Genomic DNA, 12,486 nt, shown 5'->3' with positions numbered 1-12,486 from the left:
ATAATGCGTCTAAATACTCCCTTAAATACTGACTAAGCCAGTAAAGCCCATAAAGGCCAATGACATTAGTCCCGCGGTGACCATAGCAATCGCGTTGCCTTTAAATGGGGTCGGAACATCGGCCACTGCAAGACGTTCGCGCAACGCCGCGAACAAGACCATGACCAAGGAGAAACCGACTGCTGCGCCAAAACCATAAAGAATGGATTCAACAAAGGTGTTATCACGCTTGATATTCAATAGGGCAACACCTAAAACTGCGCAGTTGGTGGTAATCAACGGTAAGAAAATACCCAGCACGCGATAGAGCAAAGGGCTGGTTTTGCGAATGGCTAATTCAGTGAAACCTACAACAACAGCGATCACCATAATGAAGCTGATGGTTTTTAAGTAAGCGAGGTCAAACGGTAGCAATAGGTAGGTGTAAACCAAGTAGCTGCACACCGACGCCAACGTCAGCACGAAGGTCGTTGCTGCACCCATGCCAATGGCGGTTTCTAGCTTGTTCGACACGCCCATAAAAGGGCACAAGCCTAAGAACTGAACCAGTACAAAGTTGTTTACCAGGATGGTGCTTACCAGAATGAGCAGGTAGTCGGTCATCAGTGGCTCCGAAGGCCGGTCTGCAAAGGCAAAACCGCCAGATTAAATTTGGGGGCGCATTATCCCAAAACTTCTTTATGTCGTACAACACGGTTTTTGGAGTTTCTAAGCACGAATTGGAATAAGGATAGTAACTGTTACGTCAAAACGTGCCGCAAAGTCAGATATCCCCATTTATTTGAAGGTATCGCCTCATTTTTACTGGGGGGATGGCGAAGCCGAGTGCCAATGTTGCAGTACGACTTTCTCCAGTTCCACCAACAAAATTAACGGGCTAGCGGCTAAGGTAATGATCAGCCAGTCGTGCAGTGCCAAATCGGCAAGATCAAATATGGATTGCGAAACCGACCAGTAAGTAAAACCGAGTTGCAATATAGCAACCGCTAAGATACCCAAAAGGCTGGGCATCGCACCTTTGAATAATGACAGCGAGAAAATACTCCGGCGTAAAAATCGGCAGTTGAGTAAATATAAAGCCTCGATCATTACCAAGGCGTTTACCGCGACGGTGCGCGCCATTTCGACACTCGCACCTTGGGCTAAATAATAACGAAATAGTACAAAAACAATGGCAGCAGCACCAACACCGACAAAGGCCGTTCGCCAGAGCAAAGCGGGCGTCATTAGAGGTTGTTGGCCGCTTCTTGGTGGCCGCTGCATTATGTCGTCTTCGGCGCGCTCAAACGCTAGCGTGAGTGCTAGTGTAATGGCGGTAATGGTATTAATCCAAATCACTTGTGCAGGAGTAATGGGGAGCAGCTGCCCTAATAAGATCGCCGCTAGAATCACCAGTGATTCGGCTAAGCTGGTGGGCAAGATAAATATAATGGCTTTGACTATGTTGTCGTAAACACTGCGGCCTTCGGCAACGGCATGGGTAATGGTTGAGAAATTGTCGTCGGTCAGCACAAAGTCGGCCGCATCGCGTGCGGCGTCGGTGCCTTTTTTACCCATCGCAACACCAATGTCGGCTTGGCGCAGTGCGGGTGCATCGTTGACACCGTCGCCGGTCATGGCAACGGTATGGTTGCGAGAACGTAAGGCATTCACGAGTTGGAGTTTATTGGCTGGGCTGGTACGCGCAAATACGTGACAGCGTTCGGCACTGTCGGCCAGTTGCTCGGCGGATTGTTGATCCAGCTCGGCTCCTGTCATTACCTCATCGGCATTCATGCCCAGCTCTTTGGCAATGGCGAGAGCTGTGATCGGGTTGTCTCCCGTTATCATTTTTATCTGAATGCCGGCGTTATGACACTGCTGAATACTCTCGCGTACCCCAGCTCGTGGTGGATCATTTAAGCCGATCAAGGCCAGCAGCGTTAAATGCTGTTCAACGTGTTGATGGGTTAAGTTCGGGCCATCAATATCGTCTCGGTAGGCCAGCGCCAGGACACGCATGCCTTGTGATGCCAAGTAGTCCATTTGGGTTTGCCAATATTCGCTATCCAGTGGCTCTGAACCTTGAGGACCAAATTGGTGATCACAAAACTCGATAATTCGATCAGGCGCACCTTTAACGGCAATAAGACGCTGACCATCCTGATTGTGGTGCAGGGTGGCCATGTAGCGTGCATCGCTGGAGAACGGGATTTCATCGACTCGTGGCCATTCGTGCTGGATTTGTTCTCTGACTACATCATGTTTTAAGGCAAATACTAACAGGGCAGCTTCCGTAGGGTCTCCGCTAACACTCCAATCTGTATTGTCGAGATTAGGCGGTTGAATACTTGAGTCGTTGCATAGAAGAGCGACGATGGCTGCTTGATTCAAAAACGCGCCATGTTGCGCCGATGTATCGGTATCGTTGCTGTGAATTTCACCCTCGGGATCATAGCCTTCACCATGAATATGAAAGCTATGGTGCGCGCTAACGATGCGTCGAGCCGTCATGGCGTTTGCCGTGAGTGTTCCTGTTTTGTCGGTACAGATGATATCCACAGAACCGAGTACCTCAACCGACGGCAGTCGACGCATTAGGGCATTTTTGCTGGCCATGCGCTGCACGCCGACGGCTAATACGATAGTGACGACGGCCGGCAGACCTTCTGGAATAGCCGCGACTGCAATGGCAATAGCCGCTTGGAACATCGTGGCGATATCGTACTGATAAAGCCCCATTCCAATGGCTATAGTGGTGACAGCGGCAAGGATAATGACAATCGTAAGGCGCTTGGCAAATTGTTCGATCTGATTTTGCAGTAAGGTCGGTTCGGTGGTGATCTTATCGACCATAGTACTGACTTTACCGATTTCTGTTTTTGCTCCGGTATGACATACCAAGCCGTGGGCACTGCCGCGACTGACCAGCGTACCCATGTAGGCCATACACGAACGCTCGGCAAGGGGAGTATCGACTTTAACGGCTGTGACTGATTTTGCGCTGGGCAGTGATTCGCCGGTTAATGATGATTCATCACAATACAGGTCCTTGCTAGTGATAATGCGCAAGTCTGCAGGGACTTTATCTCCCGCCTGTAGCATCACTACATCGCCTGGGACGAGTTGTGCGCCATCAAGGCTAAACAGTTCGCCATTCCGTATGACTAAGCATTTAGTCTGCGTCATCGACATAATGGCGCGCAGGGCATTTTCGGCTTTACCTTCTTGAAAGAAACCAACCAAGGTATTGGTAACAATAACCGCGAAGATCACCCCGGCATCAATAAAATGCTGCAACCCAAGGCTGATAAGCATGCTGCCAGCGAGCACATAGATCATCATGTTTTGTGTTTGTTTTAGCAGCCGTCGCCAAGCGGGTATGGGCTTAGCGGAGGGGAGGGTGTTGGGGCCAAATTGTGCCAGCCGTGCTGCGGCTTCGGTTTTGGTTAATCCAACCTTAGTGCTAGCAAGCAGTTCGACGAGCGCCTCACTGTCACAAGCGTAGGGCGCATCAGCAATCGTTGTGGCGAGTTCAGTTGGCGTAGTCATAAGATTCTCTTGGTGATGCACTCTTGGGATTTTATGTGGTTTGTAAGTCGATGATCTTGATGCGTAGCAAGTTCGGAATTTGTTACTTTCGTTTCTCTAGTGGCTGAGCGCTTCTGAGTATATGGCCATCAAGGGCTTGCTAAGCCTAAAAATCTTGGCACACTCTAACGTTAACCTATTTACATGCCATTTAGTGTTGTTGCGATGGCGGGGAATAATAACCATAAGCCGGTCATTTGAACTGGTATTAAGAGCAAAAAATGATTTCAGCGTTTTGTTTAGTACCGCTTAGCCGGTTGTTTAGGCCTCGTGGTCGAGGTGTAGCGGGATGCGGCGTGGCAATCACTGTGTTATTGAGCAGTGGATTGCTAGCGGGTTGCAGCGAGGAAACTTGGAATAACCCCCATTTGGCCGATGAATTTGGCAAAAACATCATTTACTCCAGTTTTTCTGAACGCCCTAAACATCTCGATCCTGCTCGCTCGTATAGTGCCGACGAAGGCCGATTTATCGATCAAATTTACGATGCACCTCTGCAGTATCACTATTTAAAGCGCCCCTACGAGCTAGAACCTAATACCCTTACACATATGCCGGATATTAGCTATCTTGATGCCGATGGTAATCAAGTGAGTGCAGACGCGGAAAATGTGGCCTACAGCGAATACTTATTCGAATTAAAGCCCGGCATTCAATATCAGCCGCATCCGGCATTTGCTTTGAATAGCGCAGGTGAACCGAGTTACTTATTTGCGTCTCCAGAAGCCAGTGCGGCGTATCAGCATTTTGACGATTTTACCGAACAGGGCAGCCGCGAATTGGTTGCCGCTGACTACGTGTATCAAATTAAGCGTCTTGCTGATCCCACATTGCTGTCGCCAGTTAGGGGGCTATTAAGCGAATACATCGTTGGTATGACGGAATTTAGCGATGCAGTCACCACAGCAAGAAAATCATTAACTCAACCTAACGGCTGGCTTGATTTAGATACTCTGACGATGAGTGGTGTCGAAGCGATTGACGATTATCACTATCGCGTTCGTTTAAATGGCAAATATCCGCAGTTTAAATATTGGTTAGCGTTTCATTTCTTTGCGCCCATGGCACGTGAGGTTGACCGTTTTTATCATCAGCCGGGTTTAGCCGATCGTAATATTGTTTTGAACTGGTATCCGGTGGGTACTGGGCCATTCATGATGACGCGCAATGATCCTAACGAAGTGATCATTTTAGAGCGAAATCCGAATTATCGGGATGACCGTTATCCAGCCGAAGGCGAATCGACTGATGGTGATGCAGGGTTATTAAAAGATGCCGGTGCAAAACTGCCGTTTGTAGATAAAGCCGTATACCGCCTAGAAAAAGAAGCCATTCCGTTATGGACCAAATTTTTGCAGGGCTATTACGACCGTTCCGGTATTGCCAGTGATAGCTTCGATCAAGCAATTAGCGTGGGCAGCCAAGGTATTAGTTTAAGCGATGATATGAAAGAGCGTGGTGTGACCTTAGATTTAGAGGTTGTACCGGGCACGTATTATTTCGCCTTCAACATGCTGGACCCTATTGTTGGTAACGTAGGCGATGCCCAGCAGCGCGAAAAAGCACGTAAGTTGCGTCAGGCCATTGCGATTGCATACGACCAAAAAGAAATGATTTCTATCTTTATGAATGGTCGCGGTGAAGACGCCATGAGCCCAATTCCACCGGGGATTTTTGGTTACCAAACCGGTGAAGAAGGTATTAACCCGTATGTTTACGATTGGGTCGATGGCAGTGCCGAGCGTAAATCAATAGACGAAGCAAAACGCTTATTAGCTGAAGCTGGTTACCCTGGTGGACGCTCCGCCACAACGGGTGAACCCTTAGTTTTAAACTTAGATACCACCGGAGGTTCTGGCGGAAGTGCTATGCAAAACTGGATGGTAAAACAGTTTAAGAAAATCGGCGTGCAACTCAATATACGTGGCACCGACTACAATCGCTTTAAAGAAAAAATGCAAACAGGCAATGCGCAGATGTTTCAGTGGGGTTGGATGGCCGATTACCCTGATGCCGAAAACTTTTTATTCCTGCTTTACGGCGCTAACGGTCAAGTGGTTTCTGGAGGCTCGGGTGTGAACTCAACGAACTACGATAACCCGGAATACAATCGCCTGTTTGAAAAAATGAAATTAATGGAAGACTCGCCAGAGCGTATGGAAATTATTCGTCGCATGATCCGTATTATGCAGCACGATGTTCCATGGGCTTCGGCATGGCATCCGCATTCATATGTATTAAATAATCAATGGGTGAGCAACAGTAAGCCTCACGGTATTAGTAAGTCTATTTTGAAGTATTTGAAAATTGATCCTCAGCTTCGTGGAGAAAAACAGCACGAATGGAATCAGCCGATACTGGCGCCACTATGGCTGGTTGCTTTACTAATAGCGATTTTTGCTTTTCCCGGCTGGATTGCTTTTAAGCGTCGCCAGCAGCACCGCATTGCAGATGACTCTTCCTCTAATAATGTAGGAGGGCACTAATATGTTGGCTTATATTATTCGTCGTTTGGGCTATGCCATTCCGATTTTACTCGGTGTTAACCTCTTAACCTTCGCACTGTTTTTTGTGGTGAATACACCCGATCAAATGGCTCGTGTTCAGCTAGGCGATAAGCACGTATCGGAAGAAGCGATTGAACAGTGGAAGGCACAGCGCGGGTACGACAAACCGCTCATGTTTAATACAGAAGCGGGTGGTTTGGGTTTAGTGACCGATACCATTTTTTATGAAAAATCACTGAGCCTATTCGCCTTTGATTTTGGTAAGTCGGATGAGGGTCGTAATATCGGCTCCGATATTCAACAGCGCATGTGGCCGAGTTTAATGGTGGCGTTGCCGACGTTTATCATCGGTATTGCGGTTAATATTGCCTTTTCACTATTTGTGGTGATGTTCAGAGCCAGCGTTTTCGATACCGCCGCTATGGTTTTGTGTGTGGTGTTGATGTCGATTTCGGGCGTTTTCTACGTGATTGGCGGTCAGTTCTTCTTTGCCAAACTCTGGCACTTAGTGCCGATATCGGGCTATTTAACCGGCCCTGATGCCATTCGCTTTTTAATACTGCCAGTAATCATTGGGGTAATAAGTGGCATTGGTGGTGGTACTCGCTTATACCGAACCTTATTTTTAGAAGAATCCGGTAAAGATTATGTTCGTACGGCGCGGGCTAAAGGTGTACCTGAGTTAACCGTGTTATTCAGACATATTCTACCTAACGGTTTGATTCCGATTTTAACCAGCGTGGTGGTGGTTATCCCCTCGCTCTTTATGGGCAGCCTGCTGGTGGAGTCTTTCTTTGGGATTCCGGGTTTAGGGAGTTACACCCTAGATGCGATTCAGGCACAAGATTTTGCCATTGTGCGGTCGATGGTGTTTTTAGGTTCTGTACTTTATATCTTAGGTTTATTGCTAACCGATATTTCTTACACCCTCGTTGATCCAAGGGTGCGCTTATCATGACATTTCCAAGGTTTAGTGATTTCAGCATGTTTCAGCCCATGCTCTTATGGAGCGATATTCTTATATTTATCTTGCTGTTTAGCTTGATAGCATTTTTTATAAATTTAAGCCGTAATCCAGTTGCTCGTGCTCGGTGGCGTCATGTATTTACTACGCGAATTGGCTCGGGTGCCTTTATCGTCATTGTGTTCTATGTGCTGATTGCCTTGTTAGATTCGCTGCATTTTCGTACGGCTTTACCGCCGGTTGAGGGCAGTGATGGGGCGATTTCCCAAGAAGCCGATGGGACTGTTCATTACAGCCAAGACGTGCGTAGCGTGTTGGATATTATTCTGCACGACCTCGATAGCCAAGATGAAAAAACCTATTCAGCTCCCTTTGCTTTGTATTCGTTTGCAAAAGAAAATCAAGAATCAGATGCGGGTTATGTTATTCGTGCCTTTCCGCGCTTGGAGCATGGAGGTAAGCATATTGTCCGCGATGAAGAGCATGTATTGGATATCTGGGTTAAGACAGCCCGAGCCATTGGCTTGACGATTTTGCCCTGCCTTTTAGTGATTTTTTTGCATTCGGCGTGGCGTCGGCGTAAGCCGCCTGTTGAGCATCCATTACCTTGGACCGTTATTTATACCACTTTAACCATTTTAGTATTGCTATGCGGCTGGGTCCTGAACTTAAGTCAGTATTATCATATTTTGGGTACCGATAAGGTTGGTCAAGATGTGCTATATCAAAGTATCAAAGCGATTCGCACCGGTGTTTTAATTGGTACGTTAGCAACTTTGGTAACCTTGCCCTTAGCGGTTGTACTCGGTATTGCTGCAGGGTACTTCAAGGGGAAGATAGATGATGTTGTGCAGTATATTTACACCACCTTAAATTCAATTCCTGGCATCTTATTAATCGCTGCGTCGGTGTTATTAATCGATGTGTATATTGAAACCAACCCCGAGCAATTTAAGCTGATCAGTGAACGTGCGGATTTCAAGTTTATTGCTTTGTGCTTTATTTTAGGTGTTACCAGTTGGACAGGCTTATGCCGTTTGTTGCGTGCAGAAACCTTAAAATTGAGCCAATTAGAATATGTACAAGCAGCACATGCCTTCGGCGTCGGGGATTGGCGCATTATCTTCCGGCATATCTTACCTAATGTGAATCATATTATTTTGATTGCACTGGTCCTCGATTTTAGCGCCTTTGTGTTAGCCGAAGCGGTTCTATCTTACATCGGTGTCGGTGTTGATCCATCGATGGCCAGTTGGGGCAATATGATTAACGAAGCGCGTGCCGAATTGGCGCGTGATCCTGTGGTTTGGTGGTCGGTATCCGCGGCATTTATATTGATGTTTGTGTTGGTGTTAGCGGCTAACTTATTTTCTGATCGTGTGCGTGATGCTTTCGATCCTCGTTCAGTTCACGGGCGGGTTTAGGAGTCGTTATGTCTACATTATTGCAAGTTCAAAATTTAAGCGTCAGCGTCGGGCAGCACTGTCTAGTTGATGACATCAGTTTTCATATTGACGCGGGTGAAGTCTTTGCTTTGGTGGGAGAGAGTGGTTCCGGTAAATCGGTGACCTCGTTAGCGATCATGCGATTACTGAGCGACGGTTTGCATATCGCGAGTGGCGATGTGCACTTGGTTGGACAGTCGCTATTCACCCTAACTGAAGCGCAAATGAACGGTGTGCGCGGGCGTCGTATTGCTATGGTATTTCAAGAGCCCCAGAGTTCGTTGAATCCTGTGCACACCATTGGTCGACAAATTGGTGAAGTATTAACGCTGCACCGTAAACGTTCGGGCGCTGAGCTTAAGCAAGATATTATTGCATTGCTGGAAGAAGTAGGAATTCCGGATGCGGAGCAACGTGCTTCTTGGTATCCGCATCAGTTGTCGGGTGGGCAAAAGCAGCGCGTCATGATCGCCATGGCTTTGGCATGCGAACCGGAGTTATTGATTGCCGATGAACCTACCACCGCTTTAGATGTGACCATTCAAAAGCAGATTCTGAATTTATTAAATGAGCTGCGTAAAAAACGTCAGTTGGGTATTTTACTCATTACCCATGATATGGGTGTTGTTGCGGAAATGGCCGATCGTATTGCGGTTATGCGCCATGGGCAATTACTAGAGCAAGCTCCACGAGATGTGTTTTTTAGTAGCCCTAAGCATGAGTACAGTCGGCAGCTAATTCATTCGCTACCGCGACAAGATGCATTTCGTAAAGCTATTGCTCAAGAAGAAACTCCCTTGCTGGAAATGAATAATGTCTGTGTTTGGTTTGCCCAACGCAAGGGAATACTGCAACGAATAGCCGGTTATACCAAAGCGGTTGATGGCATTAGCTTAACCATTGGTCACGGCGAAACGCTAGCCTTAGTCGGGGAGTCTGGCTCAGGTAAAAGTACAGCAGGCCGTGCAATTTTGCGGCTAATTCCAACGACTTATGGTGAGGTACTTTTTAATGGTTTGCGCATTGATCAGCTTGATGAATCGGAATTTATTGATCTGCGTAAACGTATTCAGGTGATTTTCCAAGATCCATTTTCGTCGATGAATCCGCGCATGACGGTGCGGGAAATTATCGAAGAGGGGATGATTAGTTTAAACGTTGGTGGTAACGACGGAAAATGGAACAAATCTGAGCGTGAACAAGAAATCCGCAGAATTTTGCAGCGCGTGGGCTTAGAGGCGGAACATTTGGATCGTTTCCCGCATGAGTTCTCTGGTGGGCAGCGTCAGCGTATTGCCATTGCTCGTGCTATTGCCGTGAAACCACAGCTGATTATTTGTGATGAACCGACCAGTGCGTTAGACGTATCTATTCGTGGCCAAGTATTGCAACTACTGCAAGAGCTTCAGCAAGAAATGGGGCTGTCGTATTTGTTTATCACGCATGATTTGTCCATTATTCCGCATATTGCCCATCGTGTCGCAGTAATGAAGGATGGGAAAATTGTAGAGCAAGGTTCGACCCAAGCAGTGATGCAGAATCCACAGCATGAATATACTCAGCAATTACTGAGTGCCGTGCCCATGATTCCCGAGCACGTTTAATTCACAACCCAGATGCGTTTCATACCAATTATTTGGTCGTAATTTAGAGGATTTATGAAAGATACTTTACGAAAACTATTTTCGCCGCTTTTGAAGCCATTAGAAGCAGGCACGGAAGAATATAGCTACAAGCCATCACATCGCACCATTCTGATAGGTGTCGGTAGTTTGTTTTTAGCCTTATCGACGATTTCGATTGTTTTGGCAATCGTGGGCGGGCAATTTGGTGCCATGATCCCAAGTGTTGTGTTTTTTATTGCTGGATGTGTTTGTGTCATTGTCGGTGCTTTAGGTAGCGATCGCGCAATTGCTAAAATTTGGGGTAATCGTTCTTAGTCTTTCCAGAAAGTAACCAAGTTCCAGCATCGGATACTGGCGCAAAATTTGTACCCAGTTCGCCAAATCCGGGCCCTAACACATTCACGCATGCCGCACAGCGACGACCAAAAATCTAAGCCTGTTGTCATTAGCATTAGGGTAATTATGATGGTTGAAATCGCTGAAAATGACATAAACGCCGTTACCGCGCTACGCACCTTTGTTTGCACTGGGCTACGTTGATATGTAGTTGCAAACTTACCATGTGGATGAATCATTTGCTTGAGGCTGCGATTAAAAATCTTAACGGTCAGAATAATCGCGATGGCTAAATACACGAAAATGCAGCCCAAAGTTGATAGCGCCAAGCACCATAAAAAAATTGCTTATCCAGAGTAGGGTATGACTATTAAAATAACCCATGCAATCGTCTGTTCCTCCAACTATCGCTGACTTTCTTTGTCTTGCGGCGTACAATCCAGCCATCCCGATTTTTATATATAGGAGTGGATTGTGTCTGAGTTATCTCTGATTCAAGTGAACGCTGCACTGGCAAGTTATACCGACCCGTATCTTGAAACTGATCTCGTCGCCGCCAACTGTGTACGCGATATTCGCATAGACGGTAGTCGTGTAAGTGTCGACATCCACCTCGATTATCCTTCTGATTTTTTGAAAAGTGGCGTTGCTCAAATGCTGCAAGTTGCGCTTGAAAACATCGACGGCTGTGACAGCGCAAGCGTGAACGTAACTTGGTCGGTTGCTGAGAGCAAAAGCCAAAACAGTGTTGAAGCGGTAGAGAATGTAAAAAACATTGTTGCCGTGGCGTCCGGCAAAGGCGGCGTAGGTAAATCGACCACAGCAGTTAATCTTGCGATTGCTTTAGCGAAAGACGGTGCCAAAGTGGGTTTGCTTGATGCCGATATTTATGGCCCAAGCCAAGGCATCATGCTTGGTGTTAAAGAAGGTACACGCCCTGACACGCGCGATGGTAAATGGTTTGTGCCGATTGAGGCGCATGGTCTTAAAACCATGTCGATGGCGTATTTAGTGACCGAAAGCACACCAATGGTGTGGCGTGGTCCTATGGTATCAGGTGCACTGATGCAGATCCTTACCCAGACTCAATGGGGTGAACTGGATTATCTCATCATTGATATGCCCCCGGGTACGGGGGATATTCAGTTAACTCTGAGCCAGAAATTCCCGGTATCTGGCTCTGTGGTTGTTACTACACCACAAGAAATTGCCCTTGCCGACGCGAAAAAAGGTATAGAAATGTTCAATAAAGTGAACATTCCGGTGCTGGGTATTATTGAAAATATGAGCATGCACATCTGCTCGAATTGCGGCCATGCAGAACATATTTTCGGTGAAAATGGTGCCGACCGATTGGCTGAGCAATACAACACCACAGTGTTAGGTTCATTGCCATTGTCTAAATACATTCGCGAACAGAGTGATATCGGCACGCCTGCCGTTGCTGCTGACGATTCATCTGAAGTCGCCATGATGTATCGACATGCTGCCCGTCGTATGGCCGTTGAGTTGGCTAAGCGAGCGGCTGCTGGGGTTATGATACCTGGGATTGATGTCAGCGAAGACTAGGGTGCCAACCTGCAATCGGGAGTACGAACAAGAAGCGTTCGTTGACTCCCTCCTACAATGTCATCTGAATGCATCTGCTTATTTGTTTGACCATGGCGTCTCCCTCCTATCATTCTTTCTGAATGCATCTGCTTATTTGTTTGAAGATGGTGTCTCTGTAGGAGTTACTCAGGGAGCGCCAGCGAGCAGTGACGACTTATGAAGGGTGACAAGCAGCGCCAGCCGTTACAAAATCGTCCAACAAACCAAAGCTATAGCCAACAAATCTTCCTAATCAGTACCATTTGTTCTAAATAGTTACTGATCTGCTTGTTACGGTCATTTATTTTGCTGCGAAGCGGGCTAAACTGGCTGCATCTATAAAAAAACAACTTGTTATGACCGAGGCAGCAACCATGAGTCAGTACCCACATATTCTTGAACCATTAGATCTGGGCTTCACCACGCTGAAAAACCGCGTGATGATGGGA

General features: G+C 47.0%; 9 protein-coding genes. 6 read left to right on the top strand and 3 right to left on the bottom strand.

Translation table 11 applies throughout. From position 1 onward, the window contains the following. Positions 1-21: 21 nt before the first annotated feature. Together rsxA and UXZ23_RS02575 are read right to left on the bottom strand one after the other, a co-directional pair. Entirely contained in the window at positions 22-603 is a 582-nt protein-coding gene (gene rsxA / locus UXZ23_RS02580) for an electron transport complex subunit RsxA (protein ID WP_320819093.1), read from the bottom strand. A 198-nt stretch (positions 604-801) separates the two neighbouring features. Beyond that, positions 802-3,531 (bottom strand): HAD-IC family P-type ATPase, encoded by a 2,730-nt coding sequence (locus UXZ23_RS02575; protein WP_320819092.1) that lies wholly within the window; start codon positions 3,529-3,531, stop codon positions 802-804. Positions 3,532-3,791: 260 nt separating this feature from the next. Here UXZ23_RS02575 and UXZ23_RS02570 point away from each other — a divergent pair, with 260 nt between their 5' ends. From UXZ23_RS02570 to UXZ23_RS02550, 5 genes are read left to right on the top strand one after another with little or no spacing between them, the layout of a single operon-like run. Further along, positions 3,792-6,056: an ABC transporter substrate-binding protein gene (locus UXZ23_RS02570; RefSeq protein ID WP_320819091.1), complete on the top strand. Its 2,265-nt coding sequence runs from the start codon at positions 3,792-3,794 to the stop codon at positions 6,054-6,056. A gap of 1 nt (position 6,057) precedes the next feature. Beyond that, positions 6,058-7,035, top strand: a complete 978-nt coding sequence (locus UXZ23_RS02565) for an ABC transporter permease (protein ID WP_025265750.1) — start codon at positions 6,058-6,060, stop codon at positions 7,033-7,035. Then, a complete protein-coding gene (locus UXZ23_RS02560) occupies positions 7,032-8,465 on the top strand; it encodes an ABC transporter permease (RefSeq protein ID WP_320819090.1) in 1,434 nt (477 codons plus the stop codon). The genes UXZ23_RS02565 and UXZ23_RS02560 overlap by 4 nt, the downstream gene beginning before the upstream one ends. A gap of 8 nt (positions 8,466-8,473) precedes the next feature. Beyond that, on the top strand, positions 8,474-10,090 hold the full coding sequence (locus UXZ23_RS02555; protein ID WP_320819089.1) for a dipeptide ABC transporter ATP-binding protein: 1,617 nt from the start codon (positions 8,474-8,476) through the stop codon (positions 10,088-10,090). Positions 10,091-10,144: 54 nt separating this feature from the next. Then, entirely contained in the window at positions 10,145-10,426 is a 282-nt protein-coding gene (locus UXZ23_RS02550) for a hypothetical protein (RefSeq protein WP_320819088.1), read from the top strand. A 285-nt stretch (positions 10,427-10,711) separates the two neighbouring features. Here UXZ23_RS02550 and UXZ23_RS15600 read toward each other — a convergent pair whose 3' ends face one another. Then, positions 10,712-10,831 (bottom strand): potassium transporter TrkG, encoded by a 120-nt coding sequence (locus UXZ23_RS15600; protein ID WP_414491447.1) that lies wholly within the window; start codon positions 10,829-10,831, stop codon positions 10,712-10,714. 90 nt (positions 10,832-10,921) lie between these two features. Here UXZ23_RS15600 and apbC point away from each other — a divergent pair, with 90 nt between their 5' ends. Next, the gene (gene apbC / locus UXZ23_RS02545) at positions 10,922-12,016 is read left to right on the top strand and encodes an iron-sulfur cluster carrier protein ApbC (protein WP_320819087.1); all 1,095 of its coding nucleotides are present in this window, start codon (positions 10,922-10,924) and stop codon (positions 12,014-12,016) included. Positions 12,017-12,486: the final 470 nt, after the last annotated feature.

The sequence above is a fragment of the Thalassolituus sp. genome (genome assembly GCF_034111725.1).
GTDB lineage: Bacteria > Pseudomonadota > Gammaproteobacteria > Pseudomonadales > Oceanobacteraceae > Thalassolituus.
The sequence above is the reverse complement of the archived record's forward strand: the minus strand, read 5'-3'. Positions and strand labels throughout refer to the sequence as shown.